This window comes from Yoonia sp. (assembly GCF_046292185.1).
GTDB lineage: Bacteria > Pseudomonadota > Alphaproteobacteria > Rhodobacterales > Rhodobacteraceae > Yoonia.
This window is the reverse complement of sequence record NZ_JBKBQY010000028.1, coordinates 1-16589: the sequence shown is the minus strand read 5'-3', so window position 1 is coordinate 16589 and position 16589 is coordinate 1. Positions and strand designations below refer to the sequence as shown.

15 protein-coding genes are annotated in these 16589 nt (G+C 63.0%); 6 read left to right on the top strand and 9 right to left on the bottom strand.

What is annotated here, in order from left to right:
* From ACK4TM_RS07255 to ligD, 4 genes are all read left to right on the top strand, one after another.
* Positions 1–434, top strand: a 434-nt coding sequence (locus tag ACK4TM_RS07255) for an oligopeptide/dipeptide ABC transporter ATP-binding protein (RefSeq protein ID WP_409698956.1), incomplete at its 5' end; no start/stop codon positions are given.
* Entirely contained in the window at positions 431–1420 is a 990-nt protein-coding gene (locus ACK4TM_RS07250) for an ABC transporter ATP-binding protein (protein ID WP_409698953.1), read from the top strand. The genes ACK4TM_RS07255 and ACK4TM_RS07250, both read left to right, overlap by 4 nt.
* A 124-nt stretch (positions 1421–1544) precedes the next feature.
* Positions 1545–2366 (top strand): Ku protein, encoded by an 822-nt coding sequence (locus tag ACK4TM_RS07245; protein WP_409698950.1) that lies wholly within the window; start codon positions 1545–1547, stop codon positions 2364–2366.
* Positions 2367–4817 (top strand): DNA ligase D, encoded by a 2451-nt coding sequence (ligD, locus tag ACK4TM_RS07240; protein ID WP_409698947.1) that lies wholly within the window; start codon positions 2367–2369, stop codon positions 4815–4817.
* Positions 4818–4849: 32 nt separating this feature from the next.
* On the opposite strand, the gene ACK4TM_RS07235 is transcribed toward ligD, so the two are convergent.
* The 9 genes from ACK4TM_RS07235 to ACK4TM_RS07195 all read right to left on the bottom strand — a co-directional run bounded on the left by ACK4TM_RS07235 (position 4850) and on the right by ACK4TM_RS07195 (position 13482).
* The gene (locus ACK4TM_RS07235) at positions 4850–5689 is read right to left on the bottom strand and encodes a hypothetical protein (RefSeq protein WP_409698944.1); all 840 of its coding nucleotides are present in this window, start codon (positions 5687–5689) and stop codon (positions 4850–4852) included.
* Positions 5686–6639 carry an ABC transporter substrate-binding protein gene (locus tag ACK4TM_RS07230; protein ID WP_409698941.1) on the bottom strand — a complete coding sequence of 318 codons (954 nt, stop codon included), beginning with the start codon at positions 6637–6639 and terminating at the stop codon, positions 5686–5688. Before ACK4TM_RS07230 ends, ACK4TM_RS07235 begins: the two co-directional genes overlap by 4 nt.
* 17 nt (positions 6640–6656) lie before the next feature.
* Entirely contained in the window at positions 6657–7613 is a 957-nt protein-coding gene (locus ACK4TM_RS07225) for an ABC transporter substrate-binding protein (RefSeq protein WP_409698938.1), read from the bottom strand.
* A 6-nt stretch (positions 7614–7619) separates the two neighbouring features.
* On the bottom strand, positions 7620–8594 hold the full coding sequence (locus tag ACK4TM_RS07220; protein WP_409698935.1) for an ABC transporter substrate-binding protein: 975 nt from the start codon (positions 8592–8594) through the stop codon (positions 7620–7622).
* Positions 8594–9517: a sucrase ferredoxin gene (locus ACK4TM_RS07215; protein WP_409698932.1), complete on the bottom strand. Its 924-nt coding sequence runs from the start codon at positions 9515–9517 to the stop codon at positions 8594–8596. The genes ACK4TM_RS07220 and ACK4TM_RS07215 overlap by 1 nt, the downstream gene beginning before the upstream one ends.
* The gene (locus tag ACK4TM_RS07210) at positions 9514–10461 is read right to left on the bottom strand and encodes an ABC transporter substrate-binding protein (RefSeq protein ID WP_409698929.1); all 948 of its coding nucleotides are present in this window, start codon (positions 10459–10461) and stop codon (positions 9514–9516) included. The genes ACK4TM_RS07215 and ACK4TM_RS07210 overlap by 4 nt, the downstream gene beginning before the upstream one ends.
* 125 nt (positions 10462–10586) lie before the next feature.
* The gene (locus ACK4TM_RS07205) at positions 10587–11639 is read right to left on the bottom strand and encodes a FecCD family ABC transporter permease (RefSeq protein WP_409698926.1); all 1053 of its coding nucleotides are present in this window, start codon (positions 11637–11639) and stop codon (positions 10587–10589) included.
* A complete protein-coding gene (locus tag ACK4TM_RS07200) occupies positions 11636–12625 on the bottom strand; it encodes a FecCD family ABC transporter permease (protein WP_409698923.1) in 990 nt (329 codons plus the stop codon). The genes ACK4TM_RS07205 and ACK4TM_RS07200 overlap by 4 nt, the downstream gene beginning before the upstream one ends.
* Positions 12625–13482 (bottom strand): ABC transporter ATP-binding protein, encoded by an 858-nt coding sequence (locus ACK4TM_RS07195; RefSeq protein WP_409698920.1) that lies wholly within the window; start codon positions 13480–13482, stop codon positions 12625–12627. Before ACK4TM_RS07195 ends, ACK4TM_RS07200 begins: the two co-directional genes overlap by 1 nt.
* Positions 13483–13704: 222 nt before the next feature.
* Between ACK4TM_RS07195 and ACK4TM_RS07190 the strand changes: the two genes are divergently transcribed.
* Both ACK4TM_RS07190 and ACK4TM_RS07185 read left to right on the top strand, forming a co-directional pair.
* Positions 13705–14250: a DNA-3-methyladenine glycosylase gene (locus ACK4TM_RS07190; protein WP_409698917.1), complete on the top strand. Its 546-nt coding sequence runs from the start codon at positions 13705–13707 to the stop codon at positions 14248–14250.
* 68 nt (positions 14251–14318) lie between these two features.
* Positions 14319–16589: Tex family protein (locus tag ACK4TM_RS07185; protein WP_409698914.1), on the top strand; the 2271-nt coding region annotated here is incomplete at its 3' end.

Below are 16589 nucleotides of genomic sequence, written 5' to 3'. Positions count from 1 at the left end.
TTATCGATGTGATGAAACGGCTCTGCGCCGAGAACGGCGCCGCCATCATGCTGGTCACGCATGACATGGGGGTCATCGCCGAAACCGCCGACCGGGTGGCGGTGATGTACGCAGGCCGGATCGCCGAAATTGGCCCGGTGCGCGATGTGATCAAGGATGCCAAACATCCCTATTCCGCAGGCCTGATGGGAGCCATTCCCCGGCTTGGCGCGAACCTTGACCGGCTGACGCAGATCCCCGGCTCCATGCCACGCCTGTCCGCCATTCCACGCGGCTGCGCCTTCAACCCGCGCTGTCCGCATGTGATGGACAAATGCCGGATCGACCAGCCGCAGCCCACCGCGATCGCGCCGGGCCGGCAGGCGGCCTGCTGGCTTTATCCGCCGCAGGACGGCACCCAATCTTTCACTGATGAAAGGCGCTTGGCAGAATGACCCAGACGCTTCTTGATGTCCGCGGCCTGTCGCGCCGCTTTGACGTGTCGCAACCCTGGCTGAACCGCAAGATCGAAGGCACCGGCAAACTCTACGTCAACGCCGTCGATGATGTCAGCTTTACCGTCAAAAAGGGCGAAACCTTTGCCCTTGTCGGCGAAAGCGGATCAGGCAAATCCACCATCGCAAAGCTGATTGTCGGCCTGCTGGAACCCAGCAAGGGCGATATCGTCTTTGACGGCACATCGCTGAAAAACGGGCTGAAGGGGGCCAAGGCCCGCGCCCTGCGCCGTCGGTTCCAAATGATCTTTCAGGACCCGCTGGCCAGCCTGAACCCACGCTGGCGCGTGTTCGATATTGTCGCCGAACCCTTGCGCGTGTTTGAACGCAGCATGGACAAGCGCGCTCAGCGGCTGCGGGTGGGCGAATTGCTGACATTGGTGGGGCTGGCTCCCGAAGATGGCATAAAATTCCCGCATCAGTTTTCCGGCGGCCAGCGCCAGCGTATCGCGATTGCCCGCGCGCTGGCGGCAAACCCCGATTTCATCGTCTGCGACGAACCGACATCGGCACTGGATGTGTCGGTGCAGGCGCAGATCCTGAACCTGATGAAGGATCTGCAAAAGGATCTGGGTCTGACCTATGTGTTCATTTCGCACAATCTGCAGGTCGTGCGGCATATGGCCAATGATATCGGCGTGCTGTATCTGGGCCGTCTGGCCGAAATCGCCGAGGCAGGCGCTTTGTTCGACGCGCCGCAACATCCCTATACGCGGATGTTGCTGGACGCGGTCCCCGATATCGAAATGGCGGGTCGCAGGCGCAAACAGGTCGAGGGCGAAATTCCATCGCCCATCGACCCGCCGTCCGGCTGCGCCTTTCATCCGCGCTGTCCTTTGGCCAATGACCGCTGCATGCGCGAGGTGCCAAAGGTGATCAACGGTGTGGCCTGCCACGCGGTTCAAGAAGGGCGCGCCGCCGCCTGAGTGACCAGGGCAATGCCCCGCCAAAGCGCAGCGGCGGGGTGAACCACCGCTGCCGGTCCGTCGGGGAACAAAACGCGGCTACATCGGTTTTCCTGTCACTCGACGGCAATGAAAGGACATCCCGATGGCACCCCGCGCGCTTTGGAAAGGGCAACTTCGCCTTTCACTGGTGTCGATCCCGGTCGAAATCTTTTCGGCAACGAAAACCGGCGCGCGTGTGTCATTCCGCCAGATCCACAAACCGTCAGGTAAGCGGATTCGCTATGAAAAATCGGTGGCCGGGATAGGCCCGGTCAAAACAGAAGACATCGTCAAAGGCTATGAGGTCAACAGCGACGAATATATCCTGCTTGATCCCGAAGAAATCGATGCGATCAAGCTGAAGACGAAAAAGACATTCGAACTGGTGCAGTTCGTGGATGCGCATGAAATCTCGCCGCTGTATTTCAACAAACCCTATTACATCGCGGCCTCTGATGAACTGGCGCAGGACGCCTACCGCGTTGTCCGTGACGCCTTGCGCGCGTCGGGCAAGGTGGGTCTTGGTCAGGTGACAATGCGGGGCAAGGAATATCTGGCTGCAGTGAAACCCTGCGGCGACGGGCTGTTGATGGAAACCCTGCATTATCAGGACGAATTGCGCGAAGCCGACAGTATCTTTACCGATATGACCGAAAAGAAGGCCGACAAGGACCTGCTGGAGGTCGCGACATCCCTGATCGCCCGCAAGACCGCACCCTTCGACGCCGCCGCCTATACCGACAAATACGCCGAGGCGATGCAGGCCATTCTGGATGCCAAGTTGAAGAACAAAAAGACCCCCCGCGTCAAAGGGCAGGGGGACAGCGACGATCAGGGCGAAAACGTCATCGATCTGATGAGCGCGCTCAAGGAAAGCCTGAAAGAAGCAGGCAAAAGGAAAGCGCCGCGCAAAAAGGCGTCTTAAATGCCCAAAGCCCCCGACAGACTGGCCGTCTACAACACCAAGCGCGATTTTGATCATACCGATGAACCGCGTGGCGCAGTCGCCCGGGGCAAAGGTGCCTCGCGTTTCGTGGTGCAGAAACATGCTGCGACCCGGCTGCATTATGACTTTAGACTGGAATGGGGCGGTGTCCTGCTGAGCTGGGCGGTCACGCGTGGCCCGTCTACATCCCCGGCGGAAAAGCGGCTGGCGGTGCGGACCGAGGATCACCCGCTTGATTACGGCGATTTCGAAGGCACCATCCCCAAAGGACATTATGGCGCAGGCACGGTGATGCTGTGGGATCAGGGAACCTGGACACCGCAAGATGACGTTGAAAAAGGGCTGGCACAGGGCAAGCTGAAATTCACGCTGCATGGCCACAATATGCGCGGCGGCTGGACATTGGTGCGGATGCGCGGTGCGGAAAAGCGCGAAAACTGGCTGTTGATCAAGGAACGCGATGATGACGCTGGGGATGATCCGGACGCGCTGACCAACGGCACCGCCGTTTCTGTCACGACAGGCCGCAGTATGGAGGACATCGCCAAAGGTGCCGCCCCGCGCAAGGCCCCTGCCCCTGTCCACCGCAAAAAGCGCCCGGCCTTCGTCAAGCCGCAACTTGCCACGCTGGTCGCCACGGCCCCTGACGGCGACGACTGGGCGCATGAGACGAAATTCGACGGCTATCGCTGTCTCGCCGCCTTGGGGAAAGGCGGTGTGCGGCTCTATACCCGGTCCGGTCAGGACTGGACTGATCGTTTTCAGCCGCTGGCATCGGCGTTTGATCCATTGCCTTGCGATGCCGCATTGCTGGACGGCGAGGTGATGGCGGCGCGGATCGATGGGTCCGCCTTTTCATCGCTGCAACGCGCGCTGAAATCCGGCGCGCCCCTGGTCTATTTCGCCTTCGATCTGCTGGCGCTGGACGACAAGGATCTGCGCCGCGACCCGCAGCACATCCGCCGTGAAAAACTGGCCACATTGATGGCGGGGTTGCCCGCCACCGGCCCGCTGCGGCTAAGCGAACAGATCATCGGCCACGGCCCCGACGTTTTCGCACAGGCCTGCAAATCGGGGGCCGAGGGGATCATCAGCAAACGCATTGACGCACCCTACCGCGGGACGCGCAGCAAAAACTGGCTCAAGATCAAATGCACGCGCAGGCAGGAATTCGTGATCGTCGGCTATTCGCCATCGGACAAGACCGGACGGCCCTTTGCGTCCTTGCTTGTCGCCAGCCGCGAGGATGGCAAACTTCGCTACAAGGGACGTGTGGGCACCGGGTTTTCCGAGGATACGCTTGACGATCTGTCAGCTGCGATGACGCCGCGCAAGACCCCTGCTGTGTCTGACGTGCCGCCTGACATTGCGCGCGATGCCGTCTGGGTGCGCGCCGATCTGGTGGCGGAAATCAGCTATGCAGAATTCACCGCAGACGGACACCTGCGCCACGCGGCGTTTCTGGGCCTGCGCGATGACAAAACCGCACAAGAGGTCCATGTCGAAAAACCACAGGAGAGCACCATGGAAACCACCCTTCGTGGCGTCCGGATCAGCAATGCGGACAGAAAAGTCTATCCCGACGCCGGCTGCACCAAGGGCGACGTGGCGCGGCATCTTGATCTGGTCGGGGACCGGATGATCGCCCTTGCCGGGCATCGGCCCTTGTCGCTGTTCCGCTGCCCTTCCGGTATTGACGGGCAGTGTTTTTTTCAGAAACACAATTCGGGCGGGATGCCCGACGCGCTGTCCAAGGTTATGATCGATGAAAGCGATGGCAACCGCGCGGAATACCTGTTTGCGACAAAGCCGGAAAGCCTGATCGCGGCGGCCCAGATGGGCACGCTGGAATTTCATATCTGGGGCGCGCGTAAAGACAGGCTGGACCGGCCCGACAGGCTGGTGTTCGATCTGGACCCTGACGAAGGGCTGGGATGGCCGGCGGTGCAAGCCGCCAGTCTTGAAATCCGCGATGCGCTGGCTGGTCTGGGCCTGACATCCGGGGCAATCGTCACGGGCGGCAAGGGCGTGCATGTCTGGCTGCCGCTGCGGCGCAGCCACAGTTGGGACAGTGTCAAACTGTTCGCCAAGACCTTTGCGCATGTCATGGCCGCGCGGCACCCCGACCGCTATACCGCCACCATGTCGAAATCGAAACGCAAGGGGCGGATATTCATCGACTGGCTGCGCAATGAACGCGGGGCGACGGCGATTGCGCCTTATTCCCTACGCGCCCGACCCGGTGCGCCAGTGGCGGTGCCTGTGACCTGGTCAGAACTGCAAAAGCTGACGGCGGCGAACAGCTTTACCATGGCGGACATGAAAGGGGTGCTGAAAGCGCCCTGCCCCGCCATCGCATTGACGGAACACTTACAAAGCCTGTCGCAGGGTGTCATCGACGCGCTGCATCAATGGTCTGTGGGTGCGTGACCCTTGTCCGCGCAATTTCCGGGCGGGCATCCTCACACAAGGCCGGGCAATCCGGCCGCCAGACGCGCGCGGTGCAGCAAGGCCAGCCGCAGCCGTTCTGGCCGGTCCTTGCGATGGATGCAGGTGCTGCAATAGGTCCCCTCGCTGCGCGCGGTCGTGTAATAGCGGCAGCAACCCGCGCGTTCGCGAAACGTATCGCTGATCGCGGTGCCTGTCGGGCTTTCTTCCGGGGCGAGCGTTAGTTTCAGAAAATTAAGCTGTCTGGCATATAGCCGGGTTCCGGGCTGTTTCAGGATCGCTTCTGCGCGTGCGATGGCCGGTTCCTGCCTGCCGCAATCCTGCCCGATGCTCAGATAGCCAAGGGCGATCCCATCCGTCACCAGCCGCCACAGCGCGCCGGGGCCAAGCGTGCAGGCCGCGCTGACGCCCGCGATCATCGGCGTGAACAGGGTCTCGTACAACCTGGCAAGCTCTGGCGCGGGCAGTGTCGCGCCGTCATGGCAGGGGCTGACCGTGACCTTGGTGTCCAGATAGACATAGGGCTGCCCTTCGTAGATGTCCTGTTTCAGTTCGGTCACGAAACCGATGCCCGCAGGATCAAGGCGTGTCATGTCACGCCCGGACAGGTCCATCGCGGCCAGCGCCCGGCCCAGCGACCAGCCAAGCCGGTTCACCAGATAGGCGCCGCAGCCCTTCGCATCCAGCCCCGGTTCCTGCCGCAATTCTTCCGCGACAGCCACAGCGCAAAGCTGTGCGTCATGGCCCAGCGCCGCCAGACATAACGCATCCTGCGGCAGCGGGCCCATCACGGGCAGCGCGCTGGCAAGTATCGCGTCGGCGTCAGGCGGCAGGATCGGGGCATGCAGGGTCATGGCATCGGGTCAAATTCACTGCCACCGATGATCGACTGGATCGTATAGGCAGTGGCAAGCAGCGCATCATAGGTCGAGGCAGAGGCTTCTTCGCGCGGGATGATATACATCTGCCCGGACCGGCAGGCATGCAGCAGATCGCAATAGCCCGGCACGAGGTTTTCGAAAAACCCGCGCACATCATCCGGCGTATCCGCGACCGAGCCGTTGAAGGTGGTGATGATGAAATCGCCGTCGAACTGCGGCAGCAATTCGCCGCTCATCTCGGCGAAATCGTTCAGCGGCACGTCAAGCACCGCCTGCGGCTGCGCAAAGCCTGCATCGTAAAGCACACGTCCGATATTGCCGTAGGGGTTGAAGACGAACAGGCTGTCTTCTTTCGCGTGGATGGTGCTGACCACGATATTTTCCGTGTCGATCCTTTCGCGGATCTGCGCGATGGCGGCAGCATAGCGTGCCTCCATCGTGTCGATCTGCGCCGCTTGGCCCACGATATCGGCGACCGTCGCATAGGTGCCCCAGTCACCGCGCGCGGTATAATCGATCAGCACGGTGGGCGCGATCTGGCGCAATTGATCGACAGGGGCCTGCTGCCATTGCGTTGTCAGGATCAGATCGGGGTTCAGTGCCGCAATCGCCTCCAGATCGACGGGAAAGGCACCCACGAAGGTGATATCGGCATTGTCGAAATCAACGCCGGTCAGGGTCTTGGCGGACCGGATGAACGGTACGCCGTCCTGATCAACGCGGCCCATGCTGCCCACTGGCGTGACGCCCAGTTCCAGCATGGACACGGTCAGCACGCTGTCATGCAGCGAAACGATCCGCTGCGGGGTCATGGGGATCGTGACCTCGGTCCCGGTATCGTCGGTGAACACCCGCGTGTCCTGCGCGTTGGCCTGTTGGGTCAGGGCTGCAAGCGTGGCAAAGATGGCGATTGCACGTTTCATCTGTTTTCCTTTGAAGTTCAGCGGTCGTCCGCATGGGTCTGTGGGTCATCGTCAAGTGCGGCTTCGATCATCGGCACCAGCCGGTCGATCAGGAAAGGCAGCGACAACAACGATGCATGGCTAAAGGCACCGGACATTTCCTTGCCCAGCAAAACCTCGTGCCCCTCTGTGTGCGCGGTCAGGAAGGGGCGCGCGACAAGGCTTTCGACCTCGGTAAAGCCGCCGTCGGAACTGATCCAGATCAGCAGGTCGGCATCGAGCGGCGACAGGTCCTCGTGCGACAGGGTCACCCAGAAATCATTGCCGTCGGTGCGGCTGTCGATCTGTTGCGGTGTGACAAAACCTAGCTGTTCCAACAACTGCGGACGCACATCCTGCGACGTATATGCCCCGACTGTCCCATCGAATGCGCTGGCCGTCACCGCCGTCTTGCCCTGCCATTCGGGATGGGCCGCCGCGATATCAGCCAGTTGCTGATGGATCGCATCGACCTGCGCCTGCGCTTCGGCCTCGCGCCCGATGGCGCGGCCAGCGATCACCGCGCGTTCATCCCACGGCAAGGCATAATCGCCCACGCCTTCGGGCACCGCGACCACGGGCGCGATGCGGGCAAGTTGCGCATATTCCGCATCCGTGATGCCGGACCACAGCGAAAGGATGACATCGGGTGCCGCCGCCGCGACCTGCTCGGCGTTCAGATCCCCGCGCAGGATGTCCGGCGCACCTTGCAACAGGTCTTCGGCCCAGGGCCAGACCGCGCGGGGATAATCGCCATACCAATTGCGGATCAGCACGGGCTGCACCCCAAGGGCCAGCAGATCATCAGCACCGGCAAAATCAAGTGTGGCGATCCGGTCAGGCTGCGCCGCAATCTCGGCGCTGCCGAATTTATGGGGGATCGTCTGTGGGAAATCCTGCGCCTGCGCTGGCAGGGCAAGGACCGCAAGAAACAAGGCTGGAATGCGCATTGTCATGGACTTTCAATCAAGGGGAACAGGGGTGGCGGGGTCGCCATCGGCTGCGGCCTGCAGCAGTGGGACCATCGCTTCGATCATTACCGGGATCGACAAAAGCGACAGCCGCGCGAAGGCCGCGATCACCTCGTCTGGCAGGAAAACCTCGCCCCCGGTCTGGTGCGCGCGCAGGAAAGGGCGCGCGGGATAGGTTTCAATCTCGTGGCGCTGGTCCGCGCCGCTGTACCAAAGCAGGACATCCGCATCGATCGGGGCGATATCCTCTGGCGACAGATGTCGCGAAAACGTCTGATCGTCAGACAGGTCGTCCAACGCGCTGGGCAGCGCGAATCCCAGATCCAGAATGAAGGTCGTGCGCCCGTCATGGCGGGTATAGGCGGTGGCGACCCCGTCAGAAAAGCTCGCGATCACCGCCGTCTGCCCGGCCCAATGCGGATGATCGGCCTTGATGTGCGCCAGCCTGTCACGGATCGCGGTGATCCGGCGCGCGGCCTCCGGCTCTTGTCCGACTGCGCGGGCGGCCAGCAGGGCGCGTTCATCCCAAGGCAGCGCGTAATCGCCAACGCCTTCGGGCACGGCGACAACCGGGGCGATCAGGCTGAGTTTGTCGTAGATGGCCGCATCGATCCCCGCATAAAGCGCGATGATCACGTCAGGATTGGTACGGGCAATCGTTTCCAGATCAAGTTCGGCATCCAGCAGCACCGGTTCGCGCGTCATCAGACCGGCGGCCCAGGGGCCTGCGGTGAAGGCAAAGCCATCCATCGGCCGCCATCGGCGCACCGTCACGGGTGACACGCCGACCGCCAGCAGATTGTCGATGCCGCCGTAATCAAGGCTGGCGACCCGGTCAGGCCTTGCGGGGATGATCGTGGTGCCGAATTTATGTTCGATGGTCAGCGGAAATTCCTGCGCCGCCAGCGGGGACGCAAGCCAAAGGCTGGCAAGAACCAAAAGGCGTTTGCGTGTGATCACCATCATCACGAAACCTTTGTTGCAGCAGAATGGACATCGCCGCGCCAAACCGTCTTGGGTGTCAGCGGCGCGGCGGCTTTCAGGTCGGCGCAGGCGCCATAAGACCTGACCTCGTCCGGCGTGACATGGACGCAGGCAGCGCCGCCGGGCAAGGTGACGTCATAGGCGTGCTCTGCGATCTGGCGGACCTTTGGCACGCCGTAATGACCCAGTGCTGCCAGATGCTGCAAGCCCGCAACCTCGGCGGCCTGTGCGGCGGGGTGCAGATCGCTCGCCCCGCGATAGCAGGGCAGATAGGCCCGCCCCTGTGCCTCGGCGTCCAGCAGGGCGGCTCCATGTTCGGCACGGACACGGCCGTATTTGCGCAATGCGGGCAGCACGAGCACACCGCCCGCAAAGCGGCAGCCGCCCAGATGCGTCGCTTCCCAGATGTCGAAATCGTCGCGTCCGGCCGCTGCGGCCGCCAAGGCCTTGTAGGTCGCAAAGCCCCATTTGGCGCAGCAGGCATCATGCTGGCCATGGGTGCAGCAAAGGATCAGCGCGGATCGCACCGGCACCGGCGCAAAGGGTTGCAACGCATCCTGGCCCAGCGGCACGGCATCCAGAAAGGCAGGCAGGCTTGCCGGATCAAGATCAAAGGCAAGTCCATCGGGAAAGACGAAAACGCGCAGGCGCTCATCCGGCTCGCCCTTGCGGTCGATCAGGTTGATCCGCCAGCCTGCATCGACGGCCCGCGCAATCGCGACCTCGACCGCGTCGCCCATATCGGCGGCGATGCGCAGCGAATGCCGCCATTTGCCCTTGGGCCAGCGGATCAGGATGTTGCGTGCGGGATGCGCGCCCCAGCCAGCAAGCGGTTCACCCGCGGCAAGGCTATGTTCGGTGCAGAACCGGGGCTGCGCGGTGCCAAAAGGCGCGGGATGGGTCATTCAACCCCCCGGCCCGCTGTCAGCAGCACCAGCCCGTCGATCACCGCGTCCAGCGAGGCGAAGGAATAACCGACCCAGATATCGCGGTCATACCAATAATGATTGCCCGCCGCGACACCGGGCAGATCGCGCCAGAAGGGTGCGACGCTGTCCCATTGATCCTGCAGCATTTCGGTTGACTGGCCAAAGCGCGGCGCGCGGCTGGACAGGACAATATCCCCGTCGAAGGCTGCGATCCTTTCGAAACTCATCCCGCTGATATTCTCTGCTGCTTCGGCCTGGACGGCGGGCCGGTCAAACCCAAGATCATCGATCACCTGATCGATAGCGCCCCAATTGGGGTAAAACCACAAACCGTCATCCCAAAGATCAAACCGCGACACCGTGATCGCGGAAGGATCGCCAATCGTCGCGCGGGCGGTTGCGATCCGGGCTTCATAGCGCGCGAGATCTGTGGCGAAACTATCCGCCATGCCCGCCGCATCCGCCAGCCAGGCAAGATAGTCCAGATAGGGCTGGTTCACCGGCACGATCAGTGTGGGCGCAATCGCCGACAATTGCGCCAGCGCTTCGGATTGGTAATCCATCGCAAAGATAAGATCGGGCTGCGCGGCGGCCACCGCCTCCAGATCAGGCGGGTTGTGACTGCCGAGATCCAGCAGATTGGCGGCATCGACGACATCCTGACCAAAGATGTCGGACGCCCCGCGCACATAGCTGCTGCCATCGTCCATCCTGCTCATCGCGGTGCCGATGATCGGCGCGCCGATATCCAGCAGCGCCGTGGTGATCCGGTCTTCGCGCAGCGACACGATCCGTTGCGGGGCACTGGGGATACAGGTTTCGCCCGCCTGATGTGTGAACGCGCGTTGCCCATCGGGACAATCCAGCGCTGCGGCAGGTGTCGCAAGGCAAAGGGCAAGGAAAAGCAACGGCAGGCGCATCATTGATCCGGTTCTGGCCCGATATCTGGGCCGGTGACGTGAGCATGAACTGGCTGGGCGTGACGCCGTGGCTGATAGTTGAGTAATTTAGTCAGATTAATATTTCAAGAGGAATTTGACCTTGGTCAAAGCTGCGTGCGCGCCTGAGAGCGCAGCAGCACCAGAACAAAGATCGGCACCCCGACCAGCGCCGTGACGATCCCCGCCGGGATCTGGACGGGCGCGAACAACGCCCGGCCCAGCAGATCAGCCCCCGCGACCATGATTGCGCCGGTCAGCGCGGTCAGGATCAGATGCAGGCCCAGCCCCGTCTGCACCATCCGCCGCGCCAGATGCGGCGCGATCAGCCCGACAAAGCCAAGCGGGCCGACCGCCGACACCGCCACAGCCGCCAGCGCGACCGCCAGCGTGATCAGGACGATCCGTGTGCCGCGCACCGAGACGCCTAGCCCGGTGGCCACATCCGGCCCGAAACGCAGCGCCCGCATCGGCCCTGCCGCCCAGATCAGCGCAGGCAGCATCACCAGCGCCGTCAACGACAGCGAACGGACCTCGCCCCAGCCCGAGGCGTGGATGCTTCCGGCAAGCCAGCCCAGCGCGGACAGTGCCTGATCGACCCGCCCATAGGTCAGCAAGGCCGAGGTGATCGCCGAAATGAACGCCGCGATCCCGATACCGGTCAGGATAAAGCGCATCGTCGCTCCGCCTGCCCGTTTCATCGCGATCCACTGGATCAAAGCCGCGACAGTCAGCGCGCCCCCAAAGGCATAAAGCGGGCGCAGCGGCCCGTCCGCCTGCGGGAAGGCGACGATCACAGCGACCACCGCGAAAGAGGCTCCCTGGCTGACACCGACCAGCGACGGGTCGGCCAGCGGGTTCAGCGTGACATTCTGCAGGATCGCCCCCGACAGGCCCAGCAGCATCCCGACCAGCAAGGATGTCAGCAGGCGCGGAAACCGAAATTGCCAGACGACCGTGGCTGCGGTTCCGTCGGGCGGGGTGCCTGTCAGCGTCTGCCAGACGCCCGGCAGGTCCAGTGGATAACTCCCCGACATCAGGCTGATCGCGACGATCACCAGCACCGCGACACAGAGCAGCACCGCGACGAGCGCGCCTTTCAGCGGCACGGCGATGGCGACGGCTTCGTTGCGGCTGCGCAGAACCAATGGTGCTGTCATAGCCGCGTCCTGACCAGCCAGACGAAAAAGGGCGCGCCCAACAGCGCGGTCACGATCCCGGTCGACACTTCGACAGGCGCCAGCACCATGCGCGCGGCAATATCGACCACCAACAGATAGGCCGCGCCAAGCCCGGCCGAATAGGGAATGATCCGGCGATAATCCGACCCGACCAGCAGGCGTGCGACATGCGGGATGACCAGCCCGACAAAGCCCATCGGACCGGCCACGGCCACCGACGCCGCCGTCAGCACCACGACGCACAGCAGCACGGTGATTTTGAGCCTGCGCAGATCGACGCCCAGCCCGATGGCGGTTTCCTCGCCCATCGCCAACGCCGTCACCTGACGCGCGACGGCAAAAGCCATCGCTAGCCCCAGCGCAAACCATGGCAGACACCACAGGAAGACATCGACCCGCCGCCCTGCCAGCGTGCCGGTCAGCCAGACGCGCAGGCTTTCGAAGGTCTGTTCATCCAGCAATTGCATCAAGGTGATCAACGCGCCCAGAAACGCCGTGACCGCCGCACCCGAAAGGATCAGCGACAAAGGCGTGGCACCGCCCGGCACGCGCGCCGCGATTGTCCAGACCAGGGCCGCACCCGCCAAGGCGCCAATTGCGGCCACAGCGGGGGTCCAGACCGGCGATGCAAGGCCAAAGAACCCTACCGCGGCGACAACGGCGAAAGATGCACCCGCCAGCAGGCCCAGCAAACCCGGCTCTGCCAGCGGATTGCGCGTGACGCCCTGCATCAGCGCACCGGCGACCGACAGCGACGCGCCGACCGTCACTGCATAAACCGCGCGGGGCAGACGCAGGTTGCGGATCACGACATGATCGAAATCGGTGCGGTCGAACGACCACAGCGCCTCGGCCACGGTGAGCAGCGCGATAGGCTTGGCCCCGACCGCGATATGCCACAGGAAAAAAAGGCAGATCATGCCCAGCACAATGGCTGCGCCAAGAAACGGAACACGCAGCAGCATCACGCGACAGGCAACCCGCCATCCACCACCCGTCCGGTGCGGGGAATGCAGACCGGGCGTCCCGTCTCTGGGTCGGCGATCACCTGTGCATCCAGATCGAACACCGCGCGCAGGGCGGTGGCAGATACGGTGCTGTCGGGCGGTCCTTCCTGCACGATCTGCCCGTCGCGCATCATCACGATCTTGTCGGCAAAGGCGGCGGCGATATTCAGCTCATGCAGCACAACAACAAGGGTGCGGTTTCTCTGGCGCGCGATATCGCGCAGCAGCGTCATGATATCGACCTGCACCCGCAGATCAAGAAAGGTGGTCGGTTCATCCAGCAGGATGATATCCGTCTGCTGCGCCAGAACCATGGCGATCCAGCAACGTTGCCTTTGCCCGCCCGAAAGCGCCATCACCGGCCGGTCCGCCAGGTCCGCAACATGCGTCACCGCCATCGCGTCATCCACCGCGCGTGCATCTTCGCGCGTCCATTGCCGCAGCAGTGTCTGATGGGGAAAGCGCCCCTGCGCGACAAGTTCTCTGACGGTGAGCCCCTCGGGCGCGACTGGCCCTTGCGGCAGCAAGGCCATGCGTTGCGCGATCTTGCGGGTCGCAATCTGGGTGATGTCCGTCCCGAAAAGCGATATGCTCCCGCTCTCCGGCTTGAGTATGCGGGCCATCGTCTTGAGCAAGGTCGACTTGCCACAGCCATTGGGCCCGACAAGCGCCGTGATCTGGCCCCGCATCGCGGTAAAGCTGACATCTTTCAGGATCGGCTGCGCCCCATAGCCGACGCAAAGATCATGACACGCAAGATCCGGATCGGCAGCAGCGGCGTCGGACGCGCGATTGAGTGACACTTTCTGTAACATCGCCTGATCCGCTCATTCTTTCCCGTTTGAGCGGTATACTAGACTTAATTAGTCAGGAATTGCAATCACCCGCAAATCGGTCTGCTGGAATTTCCGTCATCAGCCGGGCGGTGGCCCGCTGCGACCCCGCCGGGGCTTGTCCGGGTCAAAGTGAAACCATACATGCCGTCATGTCCCGCACGGCATGTGCCGGGGTTTCAACCGTTCAAACACCGGGCCTGCATGAAAATCACCCCCGCTTTCGACCCCGATCTTGACGCCTGCGCCCTGGCGCGGGCGTTGATCGGGGCGCGTCTGATCGTGCGTGGCACCGGCGGCACCATCATCGAGACCGAGGCCTATGCGCGACACGATCCGGCTTCGCACAGCTTTCGTGGCCCCACGCCGCGCAATCGTGCGATGTTCGGTTTTCCCGGTCATGCCTATGTCTATCGGTCCTACGGTATACATCTGTGTCTCAATGTCGTCGGTCGCCCCGGTGAGGCGGTGCTGATCCGCGCGATCCGACCTGACATCGGCGTGGATATCATGCGACAACGCCGTCCGGTGGGCCCGCTTTGTGCGGGGCCGGGCCGGCTGTGTCAGGCGCTGGAGGTGCGGATCACCGATGATGGCCGCCCCTTCGATGGCATCGAAATGGCGTTGCAACCCGGCGATGGCCCGGCCCCGGACATCGTGACGGGACCACGCATCGGCATCACGCGCGGGCAGGATCTGCCTTGGCGGTTCGGCATGGCGGGCGCGCAGGGGCTAAGCCGCCGGTTCTAGCGAATGGGCTTGGCGACCCGTGGCTGTGCCGCTATCACAACGCTTCCGAAGCCATGAAGGAACCGAGCATGACCGCCACCGCAGACCGCATCGCCCGCAAAATTGCCGCCGAGATTGGCGCGCGCCCGGATCAGGTCACGGCGACGGTCGCCTTGCTGGATGGCGGCGACACGGTGCCTTTCGTGGCGCGGTATCGAAAAGAGGCGACAGGCGGGCTTGACGATACGCAGTTGCGCAAGCTGGCTGAGCGGCTGGATTACCTGCGCGATCTGGAAAAGCGCCGTGCCAGTATCCTGGCCGAGATCACGTCGCAGGGCAAACTGACCGATGCGCTAGGCCGCGCGATTGCGGCGGCGGATACCAAATCCGTTTTGGAAGACCTGTATCTGCCGTTCAAACCCAAACGTCGCACCAAAGCCATGATCGCCCGCGAAAACGGGCTGGAGCCTTTGTTGCGTGCCATCCTGGCCGACCGCGCCGCTGATCCGGTTGGTTTGGCAAAGGCCTATCTGAACGAAGCGGTTCCAACGGAAAAAGACGCGCTGAATGGCGCGCGCGACATTCTGGTCGAAGAACTGGGCGAAAATGCCGCCCTGCTGGGCCGGTTGCGCGACTTCATGCAGAAAGAGGCGCTGATCACCTCGCAGGTCTCACCCGGAAAGGAAGACACCGGCGCGAAGTTTTCCGATTATTTCGCCCATAGCGAACGCTGGGCGACCATTCCTGCGCATCGCGCGCTGGCGATCCTGCGCGCCTCGAAAGAAGAGATCGTCACAATTAACATCGCGCCAGAGCCTGAAACGGGTCTGCCGCGCGCAATCGGGATCATCGCCGCCGAAATCGGGATCAATGGCGATGCCCCCGGCGATATCTGGCTGCGCGAGACGGCGCGTTGGGCCTGGAGCGTAAAGCTCAGCCTGTCGATGTTCATGGATCTGATGGCGGATCTGCGCCGCCGCGCCCATGATGCCGCGATTGACGTCTTCGCACGCAACCTGCGCGATCTGCTGCTGGCCGCGCCTGCCGGTGCGCGCGCGACATTGGGCCTTGATCCGGGGATCAGGACCGGGTGCAAGATTGCCGTCGTGGATGAAACAGGCAAGCTGTTGGATACCGCAACCATCTATCCGTTCCAGCCACGCATGGACCTACGCGGTGCCGAAAGCACCCTGACCCAGATGATCCGCAAACATGGCGTCGCCCTGATCGCCATCGGCAATGGCACGGCCAGCCGGGAATCCGAACGGCTGGTGGCGGATGTGATCAAGGCCCTGCCGACAGGCAGCCCGCGCCCCACCCCCGTGATCGTGTCCGAGGCGGGGGCATCGGTCTATTCAGCCTCTGAACTAGCGTCGCAGGAATTCCCTGATATCGATGTGTCGATCCGTGGGGCCGTGTCCATCGCCCGCCGGCTGCAGGACCCATTGTCGGAACTGGTCAAGATCGAACCGCAGGCCATCGGCGTCGGCCAATATCAGCATGACGTGGACCAGCGGCGTCTGGCGCAAAGCCTTGCCGCCGTGGTCGAGGATGCGGTGAACGCGGTCGGTGTGGACCTTAACATGGCCTCTGCGCCGCTGTTGTCGCATATCGCGGGGCTTGGGCCATCGCTGGCGCAGGCGGTTGTGGCACATCGCGACGCGCATGGGCCCTTTGCCAACCGCAAGGCGCTGTTGAAAGTGGCGGGGCTGGGGCCAAAGGCATTCCAGCAATGCGCGGGTTTCCTGCGGATCACCGGCGGCACCGATCCGCTGGACGCCTCATCGGTTCACCCCGAGGCTTACGGGGTCGCGCGCGAAATCGTGCAGGCCTGCGGCCGCGATATCCGCGAAATCATGGGCAACAGCGGCGCATTGTCAAAGCTGCGCGCCGAGCAATTCGTCAATGACAGCTTTGGTCTGCCAACCGTGCGCGATATTCTGACAGAACTGGAAAAGCCGGGTCGCGACCCGCGTCCGACATTCAAAACTGCGACCTTTGCGGATGGGATCGACAGTATCACCGACCTCCAACCCGGCATGTCGCTGGAAGGGACCGTCACCAATGTTGCGGCCTTCGGTGCCTTTGTCGATATCGGTGTGCATCAGGACGGGCTGGTGCATGTCAGCCAGTTGGCCGACAAATTCGTCAAGGACCCGCATGAGGTGGTGAAGGCGGGCGATGTCGTGCGCGTGCGCGTTACCGAAATCGACGTGCTGCGCAAACGTATCGGGCTGAGCATGCGCAAGCAAAATGACGACAGCCCTGCGCTGCGCACAGATGCCGCTGCATCACCGGCTGCGCCCCGCGCGGCAAAGCCCGGCAAGGCGCGCCCGGCCGAAGCGCAAAGTCAGGGTGCA

Bases quoted from the DNA above. Each gene is read 5' to 3' on its own strand.
- ACK4TM_RS07250 (WP_409698953.1), top strand. From the start codon at position 431: ATGACCCAGACGCTTCTTGATGTCCGCGGCCTGTCGCGCCGCTTTGAC.
- ACK4TM_RS07195 (WP_409698920.1), bottom strand. From the start codon at position 13,482: ATGTTACAGAAAGTGTCACTCAATCGCGCGTCCGACGCCGCTGCTGCC.
- ACK4TM_RS07225 (WP_409698938.1), bottom strand. From the start codon at position 7,613: ATGACAATGCGCATTCCAGCCTTGTTTCTTGCGGTCCTTGCCCTGCCA.
- ACK4TM_RS07200 (WP_409698923.1), bottom strand. From the start codon at position 12,625: ATGCTGCTGCGTGTTCCGTTTCTTGGCGCAGCCATTGTGCTGGGCATG.
- ACK4TM_RS07245 (WP_409698950.1), top strand. From the start codon at position 1,545: ATGGCACCCCGCGCGCTTTGGAAAGGGCAACTTCGCCTTTCACTGGTG.
- ACK4TM_RS07205 (WP_409698926.1), bottom strand. From the start codon at position 11,639: ATGACAGCACCATTGGTTCTGCGCAGCCGCAACGAAGCCGTCGCCATC.
- ACK4TM_RS07230 (WP_409698941.1), bottom strand. From the start codon at position 6,639: ATGAAACGTGCAATCGCCATCTTTGCCACGCTTGCAGCCCTGACCCAA.
- ACK4TM_RS07210 (WP_409698929.1), bottom strand. From the start codon at position 10,461: ATGCGCCTGCCGTTGCTTTTCCTTGCCCTTTGCCTTGCGACACCTGCC.
- ACK4TM_RS07215 (WP_409698932.1), bottom strand. From the start codon at position 9,517: ATGACCCATCCCGCGCCTTTTGGCACCGCGCAGCCCCGGTTCTGCACC.
- ligD (WP_409698947.1), top strand. From the start codon at position 2,367: ATGCCCAAAGCCCCCGACAGACTGGCCGTCTACAACACCAAGCGCGAT.
- ACK4TM_RS07235 (WP_409698944.1), bottom strand. From the start codon at position 5,689: ATGACCCTGCATGCCCCGATCCTGCCGCCTGACGCCGACGCGATACTT.
- ACK4TM_RS07220 (WP_409698935.1), bottom strand. From the start codon at position 8,594: ATGATGGTGATCACACGCAAACGCCTTTTGGTTCTTGCCAGCCTTTGG.
- ACK4TM_RS07190 (WP_409698917.1), top strand. From the start codon at position 13,705: ATGAAAATCACCCCCGCTTTCGACCCCGATCTTGACGCCTGCGCCCTG.